Raw genomic sequence first — 22,822 nt, 5'->3', positions numbered from 1 at the left:
TTGAAATATTGTTGCGACCACCAGGGATATCCGATGCTTCGTTCGACCGCGCCGCTTGCCCTCATTCTCTGCCTGGCCTCGCCCGCCCTTGCCCAGACCGCCGCCGAGCGGAATGCGATCATCACCGCGCCGCTGCCCGCCGATCAGGCCGCGTTGAAAAGCCATGTGATGTTCCTGGCCTCGGACGCGCTGAAGGGCCGCGAGGCCGGCACGCCCGAATTCGAGATCGCGGCCAACTATGTCGCCGCGCAATTCTATGCCGCCGGGCTGAAGCCGGCCGGCGATGACGGCGGCTATCTCCAGAAGGTGCCGCTGATCAGCTACAAGCTGGACGGCACCGGCGCGATGTCGATCGGCAAGGGCAAGGCGGCGCCGGTCGCGCTGGTCGCGGGCAAGGACTTCATCGTCGGCGCGAACCCGGAAAAGCCCGAATACAGCGTCACCGCGCCGGTGGTGTTCGTCGGCTACGGCATCGTCGGGCTGGGCCGAGACGACTACAAGGGCGTCGACGTGAAGGGCAAGATCGTCGCCTTCTTCGGCGGCGCGCCGAAGAGCTTCCCCGGCGAGGAAGGCGCGCACTTCCAGAACCCCGCCGCGAAGGCGGAGATCGCCAAGAAGCACGGCGCGGTCGGCTATATCACCATCGAATCGCCGATCACGGCCAAGAGCCGGCCGTTCGCGATGTACGCCGCCTATGGCAACCGTCCGCGCGTTACCTGGGGCAATGCCGATGGCACCGGGCATATCTCTGCCCCCGGCACGCCCGGTCTCGGCATGCTGAGCATGGCGGGTGCCGAGAAGCTGTTCGCCGGCGCCAAGACCCCCTGGGCGACGATCGCCAAGGCGGCGGAAGTCGACGGCGCGACCTTCAAGGCGATGCCGCTGCCGGGCACGCTCACCGTGGCGGCAAAGACCGTGCTGACCCCGATGCCGAGCTTCAACGTCGCCGGCCTGATCGAGGGCAGCGATCCCAAGCTGGCGGGCGAGGTGGTCGTGCTCTCCGCGCACCTCGATCATATCGGCGTCGGTCGCCCGGATGCGAAGGGCGACACGATCAACAACGGCGCGCTGGACGACGCGATCGGCACCGCGTCGCTGATCGAGGAGGCCAAGCGCTTCAAGGCCGCCGGCACCAAGCCGCGGCGTTCGATCCTGTTCCTGGCGGTGACGGCGGAAGAGAAGGGGCTGGTCGGCTCCGACTATTTCTCGAACAACCCCACGGTGAAGGGCACGATCGTCGCCGACGTCAATCTCGACATGCCGATCATCACCTATCCGTTCGAGGATATCGTGGTGTACGGCGCCAACCATTCCACGCTGGGGCCGATCGTCGCCAAGGCGGCGGCGGAGATCGGCGTGAAGATGTCCGACGATCCGCTGCCGGGCGAGAACATCTTCGTGCGCTCGGACCATTATAACTTCGTGCGCAAGGGCGTGCCCTCGGTGTTCCTGTGGCCGGGTGCGGGTGGGCCGGGCCGCGCGGCGATCGACCATTTCATGAAGAACCACTACCACCAGCCCTCGGACCAGATCGACCAGCAGCCGGCGCTCAACTGGCAGTCGGGCGTGCGCTTCGTCGACGTGAACTTCCGCATCGCCAACGCCATCGCGAACGGCGACGAACGGCCGGTGTGGAACAAGGGCGATTTCTTCGGCCTCACCTATGACGGCGCCGGCGCCAAGTAAGCGCGGAAGGACCCGATGGTGATGAAGCTTCGCCCGCTGTTCGCCCTTCTCCTGCTCGCCAGCCCGGCGCTGGCGCAGCAGGCGGCCCCGCTCAACCCGGAACAGGCGGCGCTGAAGGCGCATGTCCAGTTCCTCGCCTCGGACGCGCTGCGCGGTCGCGAGGCGGGGACCCGCGACTTCGACGTCGCGGCCGAATATGTCGCTGCGCGGATGGCCGCGATCGGTCTCAAGCCGGGGGCTGCCGGCAGCTGGTTCCAGCCGGTGAAGCTCACCACCTATCGCCCCGCCGAGAAGGCGGCGTGGACGCTGAAGCGCGGCGGAAAGGAGGTGGCGCTTGCCTTCGGCACCGATTTCGTGAACGAGCCGATTCCTTCCGCGCCCGATTTCAAGGCGGAGGGCGGGGTCGTGTTCGCCGGCTACGGGATCGTCTATCCCGAGGGCAGGCGCGACGATTACAAGGGCCTCGACGTGCGCGGCAAGATCGTCGCGATCCTGGCCGGCACGCCCAAGGGTCTGCCCAACGAGGTCAACGCCCATTTCGGCGATGACGGGCAGAAGGCGCGGCTGGCCGCGGCGCGTGGGGCCAAGGCGGTGCTGATCGTCGAGACGGTGGAACGCGCGAAGAAGTTCAGCCTTGAGAAGTTCGCACCCTTTTACGCCTATCCGCGCACTGGTTGGGTGGGCCCCGACGGCGTCGCCAACACCGTGTCGCCCACCGCGCCGGTTGTCGGCCAACTGGGCCAGGCGGGGGCCGCCAAGCTGTTCGAGGGGGCGAAGATCCGCTGGGCTGACGTGCTCGCCGCGCAGACCAGGGGCGGCCGCATGCCGACCGGCGCGCTCGCCGGCACGCTGGCACTCGCCAGCAAGACCCGGCTGACGACGCGCGACAGCCGCAACGTCGTCGGCATGATCGAGGGCAGCGATCCCACGCTGAAGGCGCAGACGGTGGTGCTCTCCGCGCATCTCGATCACGTCGGCGTGGGCGAGCGGGTGAAGGGCGATGTGATCTACAATGGCGCGATGGACAATGCGATCGGCGTGTCGATGGTGCTGGAGATCGCCAGGGCGATCCAGGAAAGCGGCACGCGGCCGCGCCGCTCGCTGCTGTTCGTGGCGCTGACGGCGGAAGAGAAGGGGCTTATCGGTTCCGACTATTTCGCGCATTACCCCACGGTCCCCAAGAGCGCGATCGTCGCGGATGTGAACTTCGACATGCCGATCCTCACCTACCCGCTGGTAGACCTCGTCGTGCTGGGCGGCGAGCGTTCGAGCATCGGCCCGGCGGTCGCGGCGGCCGCCAAGGCCGAGGGGCTGGGCGTGGTCCCCGATCCCGAGCCCGAGGAAATGTTCTTCGTCCGCTCGGACCATTACAGCTTCGTGCAGGCGGGCATCCCGGCGGTGTCGATCGATACCGGCCCGGGCGGTACGGGCGCGGTGGCGGCGCGCAAGTTCCTAGACGAGAATTACCATAAGCCGTCGGACCAGATCGATCTGCCGTTCAACTGGGATTCGGCAGTGAAGTACAAGCATGTCGGCCTCGCCACGGTGCAGGCGCTGGCCAATGGCGATGCACGGCCGAGCTGGAACAAGGGCGACTTCTTCGGGACGCTGTTCGGAGGCGCGGGGGCGCAGTGATCGCGGTGCGCCTGCTGGTCTTCGGCCCCGGCTATACCGCGTCGCGGCTGATGGCGGCGGTGGCGGGCGGGGGCGGCACGGTGGCGACGGTAACGCGCGCCACCTTCGACGATCGCGACCGCACCCGGGCCGAGATCGCGGCGGCGACGCACATCCTGTCGAGCATCCCGCCGGGCGAGGTCGATCCGGTGCTCGCCGCCTATGGCACCGATCTCGCCGCCAGCGGCGCGTGGCTCGGCTATCTCTCCTCCACCGGCGTCTATGGCGATACCGGCGGCGGCTGGGTGGACGAGCGCGCGCCGCTGCGCGGGCGACGGGGCGGCAGGCTCGATGCCGATCGCGGCTGGGGCGGCCTGCCCAACGCGCATGTCTTCCGCCTGCCGGGCATCTACGGCCCCGAACGCTCGGCGCTGGAGCGGATGGCGGCGGGGGCGGTACGGGTGTTCTTCCCCGGCCAGGTGTTCAGCCGGGTGCATGTCGACGATCTGGTGGCGGGTGTGATCGCCGCGTTCGACGGGCCGCCCGGCGCGTACAACCTCGCCGATGATCTTCCCGCGCCGCAGGCCGAGGTGCTCGCCTATGCGGCCGAACTGCTCGGCATCGATCCCGGACCTGCCGTCACGCCGGACGAGGTGGCGCTGAGCCCCGCCTCGCGCGCCTTTTATGCCGAGAATCGCCGCGTCGCGAACGGGAAGGCGAAGCGGCTGCTCGGCTGGCGGCCGCGCTACACCGATTACCGGTTGGGCCTGCGCGCCCTCAAGGCCAGCACCAGCCCCACCAGCACCAGCACGCCGCCGCCCACCGCCAGCAGCGACCAGCGATAGCCTTCGAACAGCGTCGACAGCAGCATCGCGATCACCGGGATCAGCACGCTGGTATAGGCCGCCTTGGCGGGGCCGATGGTGCGGATCAGCTGGAAATAGATGGTGAAGGTGATCGAGGAACCGATCACCCCCAGATAGACGATGCCGAGCAGATAGGCCGGCCGGGTCTCGATCACGGGCGGGCCGACCGTGGCCAGCGCGAAGCCGGCGTCGAGCGCGGCGCCGATCAGCATCGCCCAGCCGAGCGTGGAGGCCATCGGATAGGCCTTGGCGGTGCCCGTTGCCTGCATCACGTTGGCGACCGAGGCGGAAAGCACGCCGGCCAGCGCTATGCCGATCCCGATCAGCGCCTCGTGCGGCCCGACGGGGTTGAGCCGCGCTTCATGAACGAACAGCAGCGCAACACCGGCCATCGCCACCACCGATCCGAGCAGCAGCTGCCGCCCCATCTTCTGGCCGAGGAAAATCCGCGCGAGAATCGCGTTCGGCACCAGCAGCAGCGCATAGACCACCGCGACCACGCCCGAGGTGACATGCGCCTCGGCCCGGTAGACGAAATTGAAGTTCAGCACGAACTGGGCGAGCCCCAGGGCGCCCGCAAAGGCGAACCCCCGGGCGTCGAGCCATAGCCGGTCGCGGCGGGAGGCGGCCCACAGCAATGTCGTCACCCCGGCGACGAGGAAGCGATAGCTCACCGACCAGCTGGGCGGCACCACCGCCAGCTGGTCCTTGATGACGAGCCAGGTCGAGCCCCAGATCAGCGTCACCAGCAGGAACGGGATCAGCACGGTGATCCGCGCCGATCGCGGGGGTGCCGGTGCGCCGATCACAGCGCCGCGATCGCTTGCGCCAGGGGGCGGATCGCGTCCTCGGCCTGGTCCCAGCTGGTGACGAGACGCACCTCGCCCTCGGCCCAGTCGTAGAAATCGAAGCCCAGCGCGCGCAAGGCCGCGGCTTCCTCCGGGGTGGCCCTCAGGAACACTTCATTGGCCTGGACGGGGTGGACCAGCCGGTCGCCCGCCGCTGCTGCCAGCAGCCCGGCGCCTGCATTGGCGGCGCGGGCATTGGCCAGCCAGACGTCATTCTCGAGCATCGCCAGCAGCTGCGCGGCGAGGTAGCGGCCCTTGGAGAAGAGCAAACCGGCGCGCTTGCGGCGGTAAAGCGTGACGTCGGCGAGTTCCGGGCGGAAGAACACCAGTGCCTCGGCGCTCATGCCGCCGTTCTTGACGAAGCCGAAGCTGAGCGCGTCGACGCCCGCGCGCCAGGTGACGTCGCCCGGATGGCAGCCGCAATGTGCCACGGCATTGGCGAAGCGCGCGCCGTCCATGTGCAGGCCCAGCCTGCGGGCCCTGGCCAGATCGCCGATCGCGGCGACCTCGTCGGGCGTGTAGACCAGCCCATATTCGGTCGCGTTGGTGATCGAGATGGCGTGCGGCTGCACCTGGTGCACGTCGTTGCGGATCGGATCGATCACCGCGCGGATCGCGTCGGGCGTCAGCTTGGCGCCGGGGCCGGTGGCAGTGAGCAGCTTGGCGCCGTGGGTGTAGAATTCGGGCGCGCCGCCCTCGTCGCAATTGATGTGCGCGTCGCGGTGGCAGACGATGCCGCCATGCGGCGGGCAGAGCGCGGTCAGCGCGAGGCAGTTGGCCGCCGTGCCGGTCGGCACCCACAGCGCGCGAACCTGGGTGCCGAACAGATCGGAAAAGGCACCGTCGAGCCGCTTCGACCAGGCATCGCCGTCATAGGCGGTGTCGAGCGTGTTGGCATCGACCAGCGCCTGGAGCACGGGCGGGCAGACGGCGGCGGCATTGTCCGAAAAGAAGCGCATGGCCAGACCCTTGCTGCCTGGCACACGCCCGGTCAACGGTCTGTTACGGCGCTCGGCGAAGCGGCTGGGCCTCGCAGAGGATCAGCGCGAACCAGTCGTTCGCGTCGGTCCATTGCTCGATCGGCGTCCAGCCGCCCGAACGGAGCAGCTGGCGGGCGCCGTTGGGGCCGTATTTGTGGCTGTTCTCGGTATGGATCGTCTCGCCCGCGGCCATCGAGAAGGGGCGGCCGTCAACGGTGAAGTCGATATCGCGCTGCGCTTCCAGATGCATCTCGATTCGGGCGAAATCGGCGTTCCAGATGGCGCGGTGGCGAAAGGCATCAATGGGGATCGTGCCGTCCAGCTCGCGATTGATCCGCTCGAGCAGGTTGAGGTTGAACGCCGCCGTCACGCCCGCGGCGTCATCGTACGCCGGGACGAGGATCTCGGGCGACTTTACCCGGTCCATCCCGATCAGCAGCCGCGCGCCTTCGCCCAGCCATTCGCGCATCGCGCGCAGGAGGTCGACCGCGTGCCAGGCATTCATGTTGCCGATCGTCGAGCCGGGAAAGAAGCCCAGCTTGGGCATCTTCGCGACCTGCTCGGGCAGCGGCACCGGGCGGAGGAAATCGGCTTCCACCGGATAGACCGGCAGCCCCGGAAACGCCTGGGAGAGCTGGGCCGCGGAATGGCGCAGGAACTCGCCGGAAATGTCGATCGGCACATAGGCCGCCGGATCGATCGCGCGCAGTAGCCGGGGCGTCTTCACCGACGAGCCCGAGCCGAACTCCACCACCGCCGCATTGGGGGCGGCGAGATTGCCGAGATCGGCGGAGATCGACGCCATCAGCGCGCTTTCGGTGCGCGAGGGGTAGTATTCCGGCAGCTCGGTAATCTGCTCGAACAGCTCCGAGCCACGCCGGTCGTAGAACCAGCGTGCGGGGATCGCGCGCGGGCTGGCGGCGAGGCCGGTCAGCACATCGGCGCGGAAATGGGGGTCGGCAAGGCTCGCCTGGCCGTCTTCTAGTTCCTGCTTGAGCATCAGAGGTCCTTCGCCAGACGTACGCCGGTGAACTGCCAGCGCTGGTGGGGATAAAAGAAATTGCGGTAGCTGGCGCGAACATGGCCGCGCGGGGTGGCGCAGCTGCCGCCGCGCAGCACGAACTGCCCGCTCATGAACTTGCCGTTATATTCGCCGACCGCGCCCTCGGCGGCGTGGAAGCCGGGATAGGGCCGATAGGCGCTGCCGGTCCATTCCCACACGTCGCCGAACCAGGCCGGGCCGCCGGTGGACGGCCGCGGCTCCACCGGGCCTGCGGCGTCGAGCTGGTTGCCCGAAAGGGGATCGGCGCCGCTGGCGGCCGCCTCCCATTCGAACTCGGTCGGCAACCGGGCGCCGGCCCAGCTGGCATAAGCGTCGGCCTCGAAGAAGCTGATATGGGTGACCGGCGCAGCCGGATCGATCGGGCGGCGGCCGTCGAGCCCGAAGCGGGTCCATACCCCGTCCACCGCCTGCCAGTATAGCGGGGCGGCGATGCGGTTTGCCTGCACCCAGGCCCAGCCGTCCGACAGCCAGTGACGCGGATCGGCATAGCCGCCCTCGGCGATGAAGGCCGCCCATTCGCCGTTGGTGACGGTGCGGTCGGCAAGCGCATGGGGATGGAGCAGGGTGGGATGGCGCGGGCCCTCGCAGTCAAAGGCGAAGGCGCCATCCTTCTCGCAGCCGACCGAGACTTGGCCGGTGCGACCTTCGATCCAGCCGATCGGGCCGGGCATTGCTACCGGCACCTTGGCCGCGCCGGGCCAGACGGCCGGCTCCAGCGGATTGACCGAGAAATGATGGAGGATATCGGTCAGCAGCAATTCCTGATGCTGCTGCTCGTGCTGGCAACCGAGCGCGACCAGATCCAGCGCGGCCGGCGGCAGCTCCGGCAGCACGGCGAGCAGCGCGGCATCCACCGCCGCGCGATACTCGTGCACTTCGTCCAGCGTGGGCCGCGAGAGCATGCCGCGGCGGGGGCGGGCATGGCGCTGGCCCTCCGCCTCGTAATAGCTGTTGAACAGGAAGGGCCAGCGCTCGTCAAAAATTCGATAGCCGGCGACATGATCGCGCAGCACGAAGGTCTCGAAGAACCAGCTGGTGTGCGCCAGGTGCCATTTGGCGGGCGAGGCGTCGTCCATCGACTGGATCGTCGCATCTGCGTCGGAAAGCGTGGCGACCAGTGCGGTACTCAGGTTCCGCACAGCGAGAAACCGGCTGGCAAGGGCGTCGGGAGCCGTGGCGATGACCGGGCTTGTTCTCACTCTGTTCTCCTACCGCAAGCCCGTTGCCGGGACAACCCATACGGTGGGATGCGGGGATCGAGTGCTATTGGTTACGCGGCCCCCCAGGCACCCACAAAACGTCGTCGCTGCCATTTTGGTTCAGGTGGCGGGCCGCCACGAACAAAAAATCCGAGAGTCTGTTGAGGTAAACCAAGGCGTTGGTGCTCAGCGTGCCCTGATCGTTGGCGGCGACGGCGGCACGTTCGGCCCGGCGGGTAATCGCCCGGGCAAGGTGCACCGCGGCGGCGGCGGGGCTGCCGCCGGGCAGCACGAAGCTGTTGAGCGGCGCAAGCGCCGCGTTCAGATCGTCGATCGCCGATTCGAGCCATTCGACCTGCGCCGGCGTGATCCGCAGTGCGCCCTCGCGATCGCCCGGCGTGGCGAGATCGGCGCCGAGATCGAACAGGTCGTTCTGGATGCGGGCGAGCGTGGCATCGAGCGGGTCGCCGGCGGCCAGCGCCGTGCGCGCAACGCCGATCGCGCTGTTCGCCTCGTCGACGTCGCCGATCGCTTCCAGCCGGGCGGAAGCCTTGGAGACGCGCGAGCCGTCGGCGAGACCGGTGGTGCCGGCATCGCCGGTGCGGGTGTAGATCTTGTTCAGCTTGACCATGGCGCCGGACGGTAGGGCGGAAGTCCCGTCTCGGCTAGGGGGCGAAGGTGCAGGTGCTGCCGCTCATCGGTCGTAGCGGATCTTCCACAGCCTGTAGGGCGAGCCGTCGGGCAGCGCCACCGGCTCCAGCCAGCCGGGCACCTGGCCGCGGGCGAGCTGGGCGTAGAATCCCACCGGGTTGCGGGCGCGGTACACGGTCGTCTCGGCCATGTTCGGGCAGAGCAGCAGATACGCCGCCCGGTGCCGCGCGGCGATGGCGCGGAAGCCCGCTGCCGTGCCGGTAAAGGCATGGTGGACGTCTAGGATCGCCTGGCCGTTCCGGTGATAGGGGCCGGCCACCGCATTGTGGTGGGTCACCACGATCAGCCGCGGCCCGAGATCGACCTGGGTGAACATCGTCGCCGCCGGGATCGCATCGAGCGTGCGCAGCTGCGAGGTGCGCGTGCAGGCGATATTGGCCTGGCGCACCTTGTCCGTGCCGGGCTTGGTCGCGTTCTTCGTCGCCCAGGGCATCTTCACGCCGCTGGCGGCGATGCCGATGCCGGCAAAGGCGAGCAGCGCGACGCCGATCCGCACCCAGAGCGGCCCGCGCCGCACCAGCAGCGGCACCAGGATCCAGATCAGCGCGGTGATGCCCGGCACGGCGAGCAGCTGCGCCCCCGGCGCGGCGCGCATCTGCCAGAGCAGCATCGCGGCGGCGAAGCCGGTGAACAGCGCGATCGCCGCCCAGCCGACCAGCATCGGGCTGCGCCGCGCGTGCCACACCGCGAGCAGCGCGCCGAGCAGCCCGAGCCCGGCGACGATCGCCACCGGCACCGCCGTCTCGGCCGGGTGGCGGTAGATCGGTCGCGCCTCGCGGACGTTGGAGAGCCAGGTGCGGTAGAGCTCGTCGGACACCTGCTCGGGCCGCCCCAGGCATTGCGGGAAGAAATGGACGAAGCCGGCGACGATCGCGCCGCCCGCCACCGCCGCCAGCGCAAGCCGCACCCAGCGCGAGCGCGGGTTGGCCATCGTCAGCGCGACCAGCAGTGCGCCGGCGGCAACCAGCACGCTGAGCCATACCGGGGTCAGCGCGTCGCAGCGCATCGCCTGGTTGGCGTTGGAGGCGAAGGCTACAAAGCCGATCGCCGAGCCGCCGCCCAGGGTGAGGCCATAGACCATCAGCCGGCCCCGCTCGGCCGCATCCCATACCCAGCGCAGGGCCAGGATCGCCCCGGCCATCGCGCAGAAGGGGAGGAGTTCGAGCCCGATCGAGAGCGAGAAGGCGCTCGCCAGGCCCACCACCGCGCCGCCGCGCGCGCCCCGGGGATCGGCGATGCCGGCGACGGTGATCGCCAGCGCGGCGAGCTGCCAGCCATGATGGTCGATCCGCAGCGGCGCGTACATCGGCAGCGTCGTCGTGCAGACGGAGACCAGCAGCACCAGCGCGATCGGCCAGGCGAAGGGCGAGACGAGCCGGCGGACGGTGAGCGCGAGGCCGGTCATCGTGATCGACAGCGGCAGCAAGGGCGCGATGCCGCACGCCCATTTCTCTGCCGTCGCGGTGCCGAGGAAGGGCTTGAGCAGCAGGATCAGCCCGGCGATCGGCAGGTCGACGATCCGCGACCAGTGGATGTCGAACCCGCCCAGCGCGGGGTCCATCCGGTACTGGCGCAGATCGTACCAGCCCTGGCCGGCGAGCAGCGCGCGCACCTGCATCAGCCGCATATTGTCGTCGGTATCGCCCAGCGTGAGCCAGTAGATATTGCCCTGGCGCTGCTGGAGGAACCACACCACCACACAGGCCCAGGCGACCAGCGTCCACAGGAGCCAGTGGCGGTCGAATTCGTCTCGCAGGCGGAAGAGCCGGGTAGGGGTGGGCGTCAAAATCGCTTTCCTCGGATGCTGGTGCGCATTAGGGCGGGCTAGGGTCCAAGGGCAAGCGAGAGTGACGGCGGTACTGCACAGGATGGAAACGCTGCTGGCGAAGCCGGTGGTGCAGCAGCTGATCCGCTTCGTGATCGTCGGCGGGCTTTCCACCGTGGTCTACGCTGGCGTCTATTGGCCGCTCGCCACCTATGTGATCCCGCCGGTGCTCGCCTCGGTGGCAGGATTTTTCGTCGCGGTGGTGTTCGGCTATGTCTTTCACAGCCGCTGGAGCTTCCAGGGGCACGGCGCCGAGCAGAATGCGGCGCTCAAGGTCAAGTTCTTCGTCGTGCAATCGGCGGGCATGTTGATGAACGCGGGCTTCACCTGGGTGCTCACCGGCCCCTGGGTCCATGGCCCCACTTGGTGGCCGCTGGTGCCCGCGGTGTTCGTCACGCCCTTCGCCACCTTTGCACTCAACCGTTTGTGGGTTTTCGGCTGATATGGATCGCATCGTTTACGACCGCATGGCGGCGCATGACTCCACCCATTGGTGGTATCGCGCCCGCCGCGACATCCTGGCCGATTATCTCGCCCGCTACGGCGCGGTGCCGAAGGACGCCCGCATTCTCGAGATCGGCTGCGGCACCGGCCACAACCTGCCGATGCTGGGTGCGTTCGGCGAGGTCGACGCGATCGAGATCGATCCGGCGGCGCGCGAGATCGCCAGCGCGCGGCTGGGCAAGCCGGTGGGATCGTCGCCGCTGCCCGACCTGACCGGGGTCGAACCGGGCAGCTATGATCTGGTCGCGGTGCTCGACGTGGTCGAGCATATCGACGACGATGTGGCGGCGCTCAAGGCGATGGCGCGGGTGCTGAAGCCCGGCGGCAAGATCCTGATCACGGTCCCTGCGCACCAGTGGATGTGGAGCGCGCACGACGTGGTGAACCACCACAAGCGCCGCTATTCGAAGCGCACGCTGCTCGCTGCGCTGGAGAAGGCGGGGCTGAAGTGGCGCAAGTTGCGCTGGTTCAACTCGCTGCTGTTCCCGGTGGCGGTGGCGGCGCGCTTTGCCGGCAAGCTGATGGGCAAGGACGACAGCGACGATTCGCCGCCGCCGGCCGTGCTCAACAAGGCGTTCGAGACGATCTTCGGGCTGGAGCGCCACCTGCTCGGCCGCCTGCCGATGCCGCCCGGCCTGTCGATCATCGTGCTGGCCGAGCCGAAGCGCTAAGCCTGCTTCCCCTCCCGCAGAGGGGAGGGGAGCGCGGCGTTACTCCGCCGCGTCGTTGTGGCGGGCCTGGGGCGAGACGCTGATCGCACCCGAATCCTGATGGCGATAGCCGAGCGAGGCATGGCCCTGCACCGGCCCCGCGACATCGGCGATCAGGTAGAGCGGCCGCCGCTTCGATTCGACGTAGAGCCGCCCCAGATATTCGCCGATCATCCCCAGCACGAACATCTGCACCGCGCCCAGCACCACCACGACCAGCATCGTCGAGGTCCAGCCCTGCACCGCGCGGCCGAGCAGCCAGGCGACGAGGATGTAGAGCACCAGCAGCGCCGAGGCCGCCGTCAGCAGCAGGCCGACATGGCTGGCGAAGCGCAAGGGGGCGGTGGAGAAGCCGGTGATCGCGTCGAGCGCGAAGCGGATCATCTTGCCCAGCGGATATTTGGTCTCGCCCGCGTGCCGCTCGTGCCGGTCATAGACGAAGGGCACCTGGCGGAAGCCGATCCAGGCGACCATGCCGCGGATGAAGCGCGCCTGCTCGGGCAGCGACAGCAGCGCATCGAGCGCACGCCGGCTCATCAGGCGGAAATCGCCGGTGTCGAGCGGGATCGGCGTGTCGGTGATGCGATCGAGCATGCGGTAGAAGATCGCCGCGGTCGCCTTCTTGAACAGGCTTTCGCCCTCGCGCTTGCGGCGCACGGCGTAGACCACGTCGGCGCCCTGCGCGGCCATCGTCGCGCGCATCTCGGTCAGCAGCTCGGGCGGGTCCTGCAGATCGGCGTCGATGATCAGGATCTGCTCGCCGGCGCACAGGTCGAGCCCGGCGGTGAGTGCCAGCTGGTGGCCGTGGTTGCGCGACAGGTTGATCGCGACGAGGTGCGGATCGGCGGCGGACAGGCGCTGCATCACCTCCCAGCTGCGGTCGCGCGAGCCATCGTTGACGAAGACGATCTCGTACGAATCGCCCACCGCGTCGCGCGCGGCGGCGCTGACGCGGGCGTGGAGCATGTCGAGGCATGCTTCTTCGTTGTAGCAGGGGACGACGACGGAAAGCTGGGGACGTTTCATGATCGCCGGTCTGTAGCGCTGCCGGAACGGCACGTCGAGCGGGCGCGCATCAGCCGAACAGGTTCGAAACGAGCCACAGATTGGCGCCGGTGATCGCGGCGAACAGCAGCCAGCCGATCGCCTGCAGCCACACCGGGCTGGCGAAGCGGCCCATCAGGCGGCGATCGGCGGTGAGCAGCAGCAGCGGCGCCATCGCGAAGGGCAGGCCGGCGGAAAGCACCACCTGGGTCAGCACCAGCAGCTTGCCCACCGCATGGTCGCCGAGCAGCAGCACGCCGGCAAGCGCGGGCACCAGCGCCAGCCCGCGCGTGATCAGGCGGCGGACCCAGCACGGGATCTTGAGGTCGAGGAACCCCTCCAGGATCACCTGGCCCGCGATCGTGCCGGTAAAGGTCGCGCTCTGCCCCGAGGCGAGCAGGGCGATGCCGAACAGGGGGGCGGCGATCGCGGCGCCGGTGGCGGGGGTGAGCAGGCGATAGGCGTCCTCGATCTCGCGCACGCCGGTATTGCCGTTGGCGTTGAACGCGGCGGCGGCGACGATCAGGATCGCGGCGTTGACGAAGGTGGCGGCAAGCAGCGCGGCGATGATGTCGATCTGGGCATAGCGCACCGCTTCGCGCCGGGCAGGCTCGTCGGGTCCCGAGACGCGGGTCTGCACCACCGAGCTGTGCAAATAGAGATTGTGCGGCATCACCGTCGCGCCGAGGATGCCGATGGCGAGGTAGAGCGCATGGGGGTCGGCGAGACGTCTTGCATCGGGGATCATGCCCGCCAGCACTGCCGCGCCGTCCGGCGGCGACAGGAACAGCTGCACCACGAAACAGGCCGCGACCGTGCCGACCAGCCCGAGCATGATCGCCTCCAGCTCGCGAAAGCCCTGGCCCTTCAGGCTGAGCACGATCACCACGTCGAGCGCGGTGATCAGCACGCCGATCCATAGCGGAATGCCGAGCAGTAGCTGGAAGGCGAGCGCGCTGCCCAGCACCTCGGCCACGTCGGTGGCGATGATCGCGAGTTCGGCGAACACCCACAGGGTGCGCGCCACGCCCGGCGAATAGCGGTCGCGCACCAGCCGGGCGAGGTCGCGCCCCGTCGCGATGCCCAGCCGCGCGCACAAAGATTGCAGCAGCATCGCCGCCGCGCTGGCGGCAAGGATCACGAACAGCAGGCCATAGCCGTAGCGCGATCCCGCTTCGATATCGGTCGCCCAGTTGCCGGGATCGATATAGCCGACCGACACCAGCAGGCCCGGCCCCATATAGCGCAGCAGCTTGGCGAGCGGCGACAGGCCCGCGGGCACCGTCACGGTGCCGCGCACCTCCGAAGGGCAGAAAGGCGCGGTGGCGGTACGGGGCAATCGGAACATGGCGGGCTCGCGGGCGAGGGGACGGGCGAGCGCCCTTGTGGCGGCCGCGGCCTGCCACGGCAACCTGCCCGCGCGCGCCGGATCGTTACGGCTGGGATTTGACGTCCCCGGATTTACAGCTATAGCGACTGCGAATCAGTCGCAGTATCAAACAAGGGGAGTCCCCGTGATCCATTCCATCGCCCGCCTCGCCGGGGCGGCGAGCCTGTTCGCCTACCTGTCGTCCGCGCCGGCGTTCGCGCAGGCGCAGCAGACCGCCGCTGCAGAGCAGGACGGCAAGCCCGATCCCGCCACCATCACCGTCACCGCGACGCGCCTCGCCACCGATACGCAGAAGGTGCCCGCGACGGTGACGGTCGTCACCGACGAGAAGATGGCCGACCAGCTGGTAAACGACGTGAAGGATCTGGTGCGCTTCGAGCCGGGCGTGAGCGTGCCGCGCCAGCCCGCCCGCTTCGGCGCGGCGGCGGGCACCACGGGCCGTGCGGGCAATGAGGGCTTCGTCGTGCGCGGCATCGGCGGCAACCGCGTGCTGATCCAGGTCGACGGCGTGCGCGTGCCCGACGGCTTCACCTTCGGCGCGCAGAGCGTGGGGCGCGGCGACTATGTCGATCTCGGCCTGGTCAAGTCGGTCGAGATCCTGCGCGGCCCGGCCTCGGCGCTCTATGGCAGCGACGGCCTGGCGGGCGCGATCAGCTTCACCACCGCCGATCCGGGCGATTTCCTGACCGGCGGCAAGTCGGTGGGCGGGCTGGTGCGGGCGGGCTACCAGTCGTCCGACCAGGAATGGAGCGAGACCGGCATTCTGGCGGGGCGCAGCGGCGCCTGGTCGGCGATGGTCGCCTATACCCGCCGCGACTTTGCCGAGCTGGACAACAAGGGCAGCGTGGGCGGCGTCGGTGCCGCGCGCACCGAACCCAATCCGCAGGACGGCGATTCGAACGCCGTGCTGGGCCGGATCGTCTACGAGCCCGGCACCGGCCACAAGCTGCGGCTGACCGGCGAATATCTCGACAACCGGATGGACAGCAACGTGCTGACCAGCGTCAGCACCAGCGTCGCCGGCACCACGGCGAACGACAAGACGAAGCGCAAGCGTGCGGCGTTCGACTGGACCTGGGCCGGGCAGGGCGCGATCCAGCGCACCCGGCTCAGCCTCTACTGGCAGCAGGCCGAGGACAGCCAGTTTTCCGCCGAGGACCGCGTTGTGCTCGCCGATCGCACGCGGCTGAACACCTTCGACAATCGCGTGTTCGGCGGATCGGGCGAGATCGTGTTCGGCTATGAAACCGGGGCGCTCCGCCACCGGCTGATCATCGGCGCCGATGCGAGCCGCACCCGGCAGGAAGGCATCCGCGACGGCACCGTGCCGCCGGTGGGCGAGACCTATCCCACCCGCGCCTTCCCGATCACCGATTTCACGCTGGCCGGCCTGTTCGTCTCGGACGAGATCAGCCTCGGCCCGGTGACGCTGTTCCCGGCGCTGCGCTTCGACCATTATGCGCTCGATCCGCAGAAGGATGCGGCGCTGCCGGCGTTCAACTCGGCCAGCCAGAGCGGCTCGCGCGTCTCGCCCAAGATCGGCGCGACCTGGGCGCTGAGCCCGGACGTGAGCCTGTTCGCCAATTATGCGCAGGGCTTCAAGGCGCCCGAGCCGAGCCAGGTCAACCAGTTCTTCCAGAACCTCGCCTTCGGCTATCGTTCGGAACCCAACCCCAATCTGAAGCCCGAGACCAGCCGCAGCGTGGAAGGCGGCATCCGCTTCGGCGGCGGCGGGGTGCGCGTGCAGCTGACCGGCTTCCATGCCGATTACGACAACTTCATCTCGCAGGAAGTGGTGGGCGGTGGGTTCACGCCCGCGAACCCCGCAGTGTACCAGTTCATCAACCTCGACGAGGCGCGGGTGAACGGCATCGAAGGGCGGGTGGATGCCCAGCTCGGCCGGGGCTTCAGCGCCAACCTCGCCTTCGCCTATGCCGATGGTGATGTGATCCGCAACGGCGCGCGGGCGTCGCTCTCGACGGTCGATCCCGCCAAGATCGTCGGCGGGCTCGGCTACCGCGCGCCCGACGGGGCGTTCGGGGGGCAGCTGATCGTGACGCACAGCACCCGCAAGGAGGCGAGTGCCACCACCGGCGTGTGCACCGCCGCCTGCTTCCGCCCGGATGCCTTCACCATCGTCGACGCCACCGCCTTCGTGCGGGTGACGGACGGGCTCACGCTGCGCGCCGGCATCTTCAACCTGCTCGACAAGAAATATGCCTGGTGGAACGACGTGCGCGGCCTCGCCGCCAGCTCGACGATCACCGACGCCTACACCCAGCCGGGACGCAACGGCAGCGTCTCGATCAGCTACCGCTTCTGAACATCGGAGGGCACATCATGAAGTTTCGACACATCGGCCTGCTGGCCCTGAGCCTTGCCGCCCTGCTGCCGGCGCTGCCGGCGGCGGCGGACGGCCCGGTAAAACCGCGCAGCGCCGCCGAGGAACAGACCGCGTTCGCCGCCGACCGGCGCGACATCCTCGCCATGGCGGGCACCTTCAAGGTGCGCTTCGACATGCAGGAATCGACTGCCTGGCGCGCCGACTACACCCCGCTCGACCGATCGATCTCCGGCGGCAACGAAGTGGTGCGGGTGATCGAGGACAGCGGCCGCCATATCGTCCTCCAGCACCTGCTGGTGGTCGAGCAGGGCGGCAAGACCATGGTGATCAAGCACTGGCGCCAGGACTGGGACTATGAGCCCGCCCGCGTGCTCGTCTATGCCGGCCCGAACGAATGGAAATGGGAAGCGGTGCCCGAGGCGATGCGCCGGGGCCGCTGGTCGCAGACCGTCTATCAGGTCGATGACAGCCCGCGCTATGGCAGCTGGGGGCAGTGGACCACCGAGGGCGGCGTGCGGCGCTGGCGTTCCGGCTGGACCTGGCGTCCGCTCGCCCGGCGCGATGCGGTGCGCGGGCCGGTCTATGACCGCTATCTCGGCATCAACCGCCACCAGCCGACCCCGAACGGCTGGATCCACTGGCAGGACAATACCAAGATGGGCGTGATCGACGGCACGCTGCAGCCGGTCGTCCAGGAATATGTGCTCAACAGCTATACCCGCTTCGACGGCTATGACGTGAAGGCGGCCGATGCCTATTGGGCGGCGACCAAGGGCTATTGGGCGGCGATCCGCGCGGAATGGGACCGCATCGCGCAGGCCAAGAACGGCATCCGCATCACCGAGGCGGCGCAGGCCGGCACGGTGATCGCCAGCCGGCTGCTCGAAATCGCCGACGAGGTGCAGGCCGGCAAGAAGACCGAAGCCGACGCGATCGCGCTGGCCAAGACGCTTATGGATCAGGCGACCAGGGCCGCCTGATCCTGCGCGCGGGCCGGGGAGTTCGAAGGCCACCGGCCCGCGCGCGAACCTTGCATCACGCCATCGCCCTGGCGCGCTCCTCCACCAGCCGCTCGAACATGGTGAGCGGCATCGCGCCGAGGCGGATCACCTCGTGGAACTGCTTGAGGTCGAACTTCGGCCCGGCGATCTTCTGCGCGTTGGCGCGTGCGCGGGTCCAGGCGATGTGGCCCAGCTTGTAGGCGCAGGCCTGGCCCGGCTGGGTGCAATAGCGCTCCACCTCGCGCTGCGAACGGGCGCGCGGGAAGCCGGTGGTGGCGACCAGATAGTCGGTCGCCTGCTCGCGGCTCCATTTCTTGGTGTGGATGCCGGTATCCACCACCAGCCGCGCGGCGCGGAACAGGAAGGACTGGAGATAGCCGGCGCGCTCCAGGGGCCCGTGATAGGCACCGATCTCGTCGGCCAGCTGCTCGGCATAGAGCGCCCAGCCCTCGGTATAGGCGCTGAAGAAGCCGAACTTGCGGATCAGCGGACCTTCCGCCGCCTGCGCGGTGCTGATCTGGAGATGGTGGCCGGGCAGCCCTTCATGGAAGGTGAGCGAGGGCAGGCTGTATTTCGGCCAGTCGTGGACGCTCTTGAGGTTGATCCAGTAGATCGCCGGGCGCGAGCCATCCAGCGCGGCGCGGGTGTAATAGCCGTTCGAGGCGCCGTCCTGGATCTCCACCGGCACCGCGCGGATTTCCAGCGGCGCCTTGTTGGGGTTGATAAACGCCTTGGGCAACAGCGTCGCGATTTCCTGCACGCCGGTATTGAGCCCGGCGATCAGCGCGGTGCGGCCCTCCGCCGTGTCCGGATAGAGCTGGTCGGGGCGGGCGTTGAGCGCGGTCAGCCGCTCGCCGACGCTGCCCTGGGTCAGGCCCTGCGCCTTGAGCAGCGCATCGAGCTGGGCGCTGATCTCCGCCACCTGTTCCTGGCCCATCTTGTGGACCTGATCCGGCGTGAAGCTGGTGGTGGTCCATTGCTCCAGCGCGGCGGCATAGATCTCCTGGCCGCGCGGCACGTCCCACAGCCCGGCCGAGGTCCGGCCCTTGGCGTGCAGCTGCTGGATCAGCGCCTGTTGACGGTCGAGTGCGGGATAGACCTTGTCGCCGACGATTTTCGCCGCGCGGGCCTGCCAGTCGCCGGCCAGCCCCTTGGCGGCGGCGCGGCGCACCAGCGACTGGGTGAGCGTGTTCGCCGCCGGATCGGGCTGCCGCAGCTTGGCCATCTGGGCGAGGGTGAGTTCCAGGCAGAAGCCCGGGGCGACCAGCCCGCGGCCCGCCGCCGCCTTCTGGTCGGCGGTGTCTTGATCCAGCGCGCCGGCAAAGGCGTCGAGGCGATCGAGATACGCCTCGGCATCGTCCTGCGTCACGATGGTGTGGCTGGTGTTGAGGAAGTCCGGCGTCGAGAAATAGGCGCCGCCCTGCTGGAAGATCGGGAAGGGCCGGCCGACCGAATCGATCTGGAACTTGTCCTGCGCCACCGTGCCGCTGCGCAACGAATAGAGCACCACCTCGCGGTCCAGCCGGGCGGGTTCGGACAGGGTGGCGGGATCGAACGCCTCGATCCTGGCGATCGCCGCCTTGGTATCGGCCAGGTTGCGCGCCTTGGCGGCGGGGCTGCCGTCGCTGAGCTTGTGCTTGAGGGCGGCGTTCGGGCCCTTATCGAAGCCGAGCGAGGTGGCGAATTCGGGCGAGCGCTGGATGCGCTCCATGACGATCTGGTTGTAGACGGCGTTGATCTCGGCATCGCGCGTGCCCGCCACCGCGGCGCGCGCGGCGGCCGGGATCAGCGCGGCGAGCGCGGCGGTGCTCGACGATGCGAGGAAGTGTCGACGGTCCACGGTATTCCCCCTCCGATAGGTCTGATGCGGGGGAGGGTAGCGCGTCTCGGTTCAAGGTCCAGCCCGTTTCCTTGCCCCTGGCGAGCAAGGAAACGGGCGACGCTCACACCCGCTCGGCCGAACTCACCGCGTCCGCCGCGCGCAGCGCCGCGAGCAGCTTCATCAGGTGCGCGGCGTTACGCACCTCCAGATCGATCGTGTTGGTGTGGAAGGTGGTGTCGCGGTTATCCAGCCGGAGGCCGAGGATGTTGGCCTTGTGCTGGCCGATCAGCGTTGCGACCGTGCCCAGCGCGCCGGGCTCGTTCTTCAGCGTCACCGCGATCTCGGCCACGCCGCCATCGGCCTTGTCGCCCCAGGTGAGATCGACCCAGTCGGCTTCCTCGACATCGGCGAGGCTCGGGCAGTCGATGCGGTGGACGACGATCGGCTGGTCCGGCTTGCGCACGCCCAGGATGCGGTCGCCCGGCACCGGGCAGCAATCCTCGGCATAGGTGAACGCCACGCCGGGGGTGAGGCCCTTGATGTCGATCGCATGGTGCTGCGGCGGCAACTGGTCGTCTTCGCCGCTGGCCGAGCCGGGCATCACCGCTTCCATCACCTGGCCGTCGGTCAGCGTGCGCCGGGCGATCGCCTCCATCAGCGATTCCGCGTCCGGAAGCTTCAGCCGCTTCAGCGCCTCGGCGAGCGCGCCGTCGCCCGGCGGCACCGGCAGGCGGGCGACGATGTCCTCGTAGAGCTTGCGGCCCAGCCGGATCGTCTCGTCGCGCTCCTTGTGGCGCAGGTGCCGGCGGATCGCGGCGCGCGCCTTGCCGGTGATCGCGAAGTTCAGCCAGTTGGGCTGCGGTTCCTGCGCCTTGGAGCGGAGGATCTGCACCTGATCGCCCTGTTCGATCTCGGTGCGCAGCGGCACCACCTTGCCGTTGACCTTGGCACCCACCGCCTGGTCGCCGAGATCGGTGTGCACCGCATAGGCGAAGTCGATCGGCGTCGCGCCCTTGGGCAGCTGGATCAACTCGCCCTTGGGGGTGAAGGCGAAGATGCGATCCTGGTACATCGCCATGCGGGTATGTTCGAGCAGCTCTTCCGGGCTCTCGGCATGTTCCAGGATCTCGATCAGGTCGCGGATCCAGCTCACCTGGGTGTCGGGCCGCACCGAACTCTGCTTGTAGGCCCAGTGCGCCGCCAAGCCGAATTCGGCCTGGGCGTGCATGTCGCGGGTGCGGATCTGGATCTCGATGCGGGTGTCGCCCGCATGCATGATCGTGGTGTGCAGCGAGCGATAGCCGTTGCGCTTCGGCGTCGAGATGTAGTCCTTGAACCGCCCCGGCACCATCGGCCAGCGGCGGTGGATCACGCCGAGCGCGCGGTAGCACTCCTCCTCGGTATCGACGATCGCGCGGAAGGCCATGATGTCGGACAGCTGCTCGAGGCTCACATGGCGCTCGGACATCTTCTTCCAGATCGAATAGGGGTGCTTCTCGCGCCCCGTGATCTCGGCATCGATCCCGCCGCGTCCCAGCAGCAGCTTGAGCCCGGAGGCGATCTTGAGCACCCGGTCCTCGCCCTCGATCCGGAAGCTGTCCAGCCGACGGGTGATCGATTCATAGGCTTCCGGCTCGAGCTGGCGGAAGGCGAGCGTCTGCATCTCCTTCATGAACTCGTACATGCCGATCCGCTCGGCGAGCGGGGCATAGATGTCCATCGTCTCGCGGGCGATGCGGCGGCGCTTGTCCTCCTTCTTGATGAAGTGGAGCGTGCGCATGTTGTGCAGGCGATCGGCCAGCTTCACCAGCAGCACGCGGATGTCGTCGGACATGGCGAGCAGGAACTTGCGCAGGTTCTCGGCGGCGCGCTCGCTTTCGGTCTGCGCCTCGATCTTGGAGAGCTTGGTCACGCCGTCGACCATGCGGGCGACATTGGGCCCGAACAGCCGCTGGATCTCCTCCGGCGTCGCCACCGTGTCCTCGATCGTATCGTGCAGGATCGCCGTCGCGATCGTCTCGTCGTCGAGATGCAGGTCGGTCAGGATGCCGGCCACCTCGATCGGGTGGCTGAAATAGGGATCGCCCGAGGCCCGTTTCTGGGTGCCATGGGCGTTGACCGAGAAGACATAGGCCCGGTTGAGCAATGCCTCATCGGCTTCGGGGTCGTAGGAAAGGACCCGGTCTACAAGTTCATACTGACGCAGCACGTCTTCTAGATGGCGTGACCGGCGCGGCTTTTGCAACCGATTTGACGGAAAAGTCTGGCTTCCGCGCAACGCTGTTGCACCAGCGTGACGTTGCGGCCGGTTTCCCACCCCCGGTTTTTGCGATAGGGTAGCCCATATGGGTGGAGCCGTTCGAGAAACGCTGCGGGCGATGGCGCGGGAATGCAGCCTGCCGGCGGCGCTGGAGGCGATGGGGGAACGCTGGTCGTTCCTGATCCTGCGCGGCGCGTTCAACGGCATCCGCCATTTCGAGGAATTCCAGAGCGAACTGGGCATCGCCCGCAACATCCTGGCCAACCGGCTGGCGCGGCTGGTGGAGCACGGCATCCTCGGTCGCCAGCCGTGCAAGGACGATCGCCGCAAGGTGGAATATCGCCTGACCGACAAGGGCCATGCGCTGCTTCCCACCATGGTGGCGCTGCGCCAATGGGGCGAGCGCTGGGAAACCGGCGTGCCCGCCTCGCCGATCCTGGTCGACGCGCGCGACCGCCGGCCGATCGCGCCGGTGACGGTGCAGGCGCAGGACGGGCGGGTGCTCGGCAAGGGCGACCTCGTCTGGGCGCTGCCCGAAGAGGTGGAGGAAGCCCGGGCGGCCGAGTAACTTCGCCGTGCGGCCCCCGCAAAGCGTAAACGCTTCTATAATGTTCTGGGGCACGCCGCGGGCGTGTGGCAGGGACGAGGGCGCATGACGATCGGTGTTTCGGCGTTGGGCAGTGGCGGCGTGAAGGGCGTTGCGTCGCGGATGGCGACGCACGGCGCGACCGGCGAGCCCGTCGACGAGACCGCCGCCGCCTTTCTCCGCGAAGCGCGCAAGACGCCGGCCGAACGCACCAAGGAAGCTGTGCTCAAGCGCCACAGCCTCGACCAGGCCCGGTTCGACGCGCTGGCGCCCGAGGCGCAGGCATCGATCCGTCAGGAAATCGAGGACGAGATGAAGCGCAAGCTCGGCCGCGCGCAGGGCGGGGCCTTCGCCGACGTCCTGGTCTAG

At 68.6% G+C, this 22,822-nt stretch carries 19 protein-coding genes; 9 read left to right on the top strand and 10 right to left on the bottom strand.

Annotated features, from left to right (window positions below; all coding sequences use genetic code 11):
- Positions 1-33 precede the first annotated feature (33 nt).
- The 3 genes from KK7_RS0114910 to KK7_RS21980 are packed head-to-tail and all read left to right on the top strand — an operon-like array spanning position 34 to position 4,145.
- A complete protein-coding gene (locus KK7_RS0114910; RefSeq protein ID WP_010545450.1) occupies positions 34-1,686 on the top strand; it encodes a M28 family metallopeptidase in 1,653 nt (550 codons plus the stop codon).
- 21 nt (positions 1,687-1,707) lie between these two features.
- The gene (locus KK7_RS0114905; protein WP_237709228.1) at positions 1,708-3,321 is read left to right on the top strand and encodes a M28 family peptidase; all 1,614 of its coding nucleotides are present in this window, start codon (positions 1,708-1,710) and stop codon (positions 3,319-3,321) included.
- Positions 3,322-3,371: 50 nt separating this feature from the next.
- On the top strand, positions 3,372-4,145 hold the full coding sequence (locus KK7_RS21980) for a Rossmann-fold NAD(P)-binding domain-containing protein (protein ID WP_100207608.1): 774 nt from the start codon (positions 3,372-3,374) through the stop codon (positions 4,143-4,145).
- On the opposite strand, the gene KK7_RS0114895 is transcribed toward KK7_RS21980, so the two are convergent.
- From KK7_RS0114895 to KK7_RS0114870, 6 genes are all read right to left on the bottom strand, one after another.
- Positions 4,055-4,975: a DMT family transporter gene (locus KK7_RS0114895; protein WP_010545447.1), complete on the bottom strand. Its 921-nt coding sequence runs from the start codon at positions 4,973-4,975 to the stop codon at positions 4,055-4,057. The two genes, KK7_RS21980 and KK7_RS0114895, sit on opposite strands and share 91 nt — an antisense overlap.
- Entirely contained in the window at positions 4,972-5,973 is a 1,002-nt protein-coding gene (locus KK7_RS0114890) for a threonine aldolase family protein (RefSeq protein ID WP_010545446.1), read from the bottom strand. Before KK7_RS0114890 ends, KK7_RS0114895 begins: the two co-directional genes overlap by 4 nt.
- 43 nt (positions 5,974-6,016) lie before the next feature.
- Positions 6,017-6,994 carry an L-histidine N(alpha)-methyltransferase gene (egtD, locus tag KK7_RS0114885; protein WP_010545445.1) on the bottom strand — a complete coding sequence of 326 codons (978 nt, stop codon included), beginning with the start codon at positions 6,992-6,994 and terminating at the stop codon, positions 6,017-6,019.
- Complete coding sequence (egtB, locus tag KK7_RS0114880; RefSeq protein ID WP_040598759.1) at positions 6,994-8,238, bottom strand: ergothioneine biosynthesis protein EgtB; 1,245 nt, start codon at positions 8,236-8,238, stop codon at positions 6,994-6,996. The genes egtD and egtB overlap by 1 nt, the downstream gene beginning before the upstream one ends.
- Positions 8,239-8,320: 82 nt before the next feature.
- Positions 8,321-8,887 (bottom strand): cob(I)yrinic acid a,c-diamide adenosyltransferase, encoded by a 567-nt coding sequence (locus KK7_RS0114875; RefSeq protein ID WP_010545443.1) that lies wholly within the window; start codon positions 8,885-8,887, stop codon positions 8,321-8,323.
- Positions 8,888-8,950: 63 nt separating this feature from the next.
- A complete protein-coding gene (locus tag KK7_RS0114870; RefSeq protein WP_010545442.1) occupies positions 8,951-10,753 on the bottom strand; it encodes a hypothetical protein in 1,803 nt (600 codons plus the stop codon).
- 61 nt (positions 10,754-10,814) lie between these two features.
- On the opposite strand from KK7_RS0114870, the gene KK7_RS0114865 reads away from it, so the two are divergent.
- The gene (locus KK7_RS0114865) at positions 10,815-11,234 is read left to right on the top strand and encodes a GtrA family protein (RefSeq protein WP_237709227.1); all 420 of its coding nucleotides are present in this window, start codon (positions 10,815-10,817) and stop codon (positions 11,232-11,234) included.
- Position 11,235: 1 nt separating this feature from the next.
- On the top strand, positions 11,236-11,967 hold the full coding sequence (locus tag KK7_RS0114860; protein WP_010545440.1) for a class I SAM-dependent methyltransferase: 732 nt from the start codon (positions 11,236-11,238) through the stop codon (positions 11,965-11,967).
- A 39-nt stretch (positions 11,968-12,006) separates the two neighbouring features.
- Here the strand turns inward: KK7_RS0114860 and KK7_RS20840 are convergent, their stop codons facing one another.
- Complete coding sequence (locus KK7_RS20840; protein WP_040598752.1) at positions 12,007-13,032, bottom strand: glycosyltransferase family 2 protein; 1,026 nt, start codon at positions 13,030-13,032, stop codon at positions 12,007-12,009.
- A gap of 49 nt (positions 13,033-13,081) precedes the next feature.
- Positions 13,082-14,398, bottom strand: a complete 1,317-nt coding sequence (locus KK7_RS0114850; RefSeq protein WP_010545438.1) for an Nramp family divalent metal transporter — start codon at positions 14,396-14,398, stop codon at positions 13,082-13,084.
- Between the two features lie 166 nt (positions 14,399-14,564).
- On the opposite strand from KK7_RS0114850, the gene KK7_RS0114845 reads away from it, so the two are divergent.
- A complete protein-coding gene (locus KK7_RS0114845) occupies positions 14,565-16,763 on the top strand; it encodes a TonB-dependent hemoglobin/transferrin/lactoferrin family receptor (RefSeq protein ID WP_010545437.1) in 2,199 nt (732 codons plus the stop codon).
- 17 nt (positions 16,764-16,780) lie between these two features.
- Positions 16,781-17,764, top strand: a complete 984-nt coding sequence (locus KK7_RS0114840) for a DUF6607 family protein (protein WP_010545436.1) — start codon at positions 16,781-16,783, stop codon at positions 17,762-17,764.
- Positions 17,765-17,819: 55 nt separating this feature from the next.
- Here the strand turns inward: KK7_RS0114840 and KK7_RS0114835 are convergent, their stop codons facing one another.
- Positions 17,820-19,625 (bottom strand): DUF885 domain-containing protein, encoded by a 1,806-nt coding sequence (locus tag KK7_RS0114835; protein ID WP_010545435.1) that lies wholly within the window; start codon positions 19,623-19,625, stop codon positions 17,820-17,822.
- A gap of 103 nt (positions 19,626-19,728) precedes the next feature.
- Positions 19,729-21,816, bottom strand: a complete 2,088-nt coding sequence (locus KK7_RS0114830) for a RelA/SpoT family protein (protein WP_010545434.1) — start codon at positions 21,814-21,816, stop codon at positions 19,729-19,731.
- Between the two features lie 136 nt (positions 21,817-21,952).
- Here KK7_RS0114830 and KK7_RS0114825 point away from each other — a divergent pair, with 136 nt between their 5' ends.
- Together KK7_RS0114825 and KK7_RS0114820 are read left to right on the top strand one after the other, a co-directional pair.
- Positions 21,953-22,435, top strand: a complete 483-nt coding sequence (locus KK7_RS0114825) for a winged helix-turn-helix transcriptional regulator (protein WP_029623315.1) — start codon at positions 21,953-21,955, stop codon at positions 22,433-22,435.
- Between the two features lie 84 nt (positions 22,436-22,519).
- Complete coding sequence (locus tag KK7_RS0114820; protein WP_010545432.1) at positions 22,520-22,822, top strand: hypothetical protein; 303 nt, start codon at positions 22,520-22,522, stop codon at positions 22,820-22,822.

It is taken from the genome of Sphingomonas elodea ATCC 31461 (assembly GCF_000226955.1).
Taxonomy (GTDB): Bacteria; Pseudomonadota; Alphaproteobacteria; order Sphingomonadales; family Sphingomonadaceae; genus Sphingomonas; species Sphingomonas elodea.
The sequence above is the reverse complement of the archived record's forward strand: the minus strand, read 5'-3'. Positions and strand labels throughout refer to the sequence as shown.

What these genes read in the sequence shown, in the direction of transcription:
- KK7_RS0114910 (WP_010545450.1), top strand. Translation starts at nt 34, where the DNA reads ATGCTTCGTTCGACCGCGCCGCTTGCCCTCATTCTCTGCCTGGCCTCG.
- KK7_RS0114905 (WP_237709228.1), top strand. Translation starts at nt 1,708, where the DNA reads ATGAAGCTTCGCCCGCTGTTCGCCCTTCTCCTGCTCGCCAGCCCGGCG.
- KK7_RS21980 (WP_100207608.1), top strand. Translation starts at nt 3,372, where the DNA reads ATGGCGGCGGTGGCGGGCGGGGGCGGCACGGTGGCGACGGTAACGCGC.
- KK7_RS0114890 (WP_010545446.1), bottom strand. Translation starts at nt 5,973, where the DNA reads ATGCGCTTCTTTTCGGACAATGCCGCCGCCGTCTGCCCGCCCGTGCTC.
- egtD (WP_010545445.1), bottom strand. Translation starts at nt 6,994, where the DNA reads ATGCTCAAGCAGGAACTAGAAGACGGCCAGGCGAGCCTTGCCGACCCC.
- KK7_RS0114875 (WP_010545443.1), bottom strand. Translation starts at nt 8,887, where the DNA reads ATGGTCAAGCTGAACAAGATCTACACCCGCACCGGCGATGCCGGCACC.
- KK7_RS0114860 (WP_010545440.1), top strand. Translation starts at nt 11,236, where the DNA reads ATGGATCGCATCGTTTACGACCGCATGGCGGCGCATGACTCCACCCAT.
- KK7_RS20840 (WP_040598752.1), bottom strand. Translation starts at nt 13,032, where the DNA reads ATGAAACGTCCCCAGCTTTCCGTCGTCGTCCCCTGCTACAACGAAGAA.
- KK7_RS0114850 (WP_010545438.1), bottom strand. Translation starts at nt 14,398, where the DNA reads ATGTTCCGATTGCCCCGTACCGCCACCGCGCCTTTCTGCCCTTCGGAG.
- KK7_RS0114840 (WP_010545436.1), top strand. Translation starts at nt 16,781, where the DNA reads ATGAAGTTTCGACACATCGGCCTGCTGGCCCTGAGCCTTGCCGCCCTG.
- KK7_RS0114825 (WP_029623315.1), top strand. Translation starts at nt 21,953, where the DNA reads ATGGGTGGAGCCGTTCGAGAAACGCTGCGGGCGATGGCGCGGGAATGC.
- KK7_RS0114820 (WP_010545432.1), top strand. Translation starts at nt 22,520, where the DNA reads ATGACGATCGGTGTTTCGGCGTTGGGCAGTGGCGGCGTGAAGGGCGTT.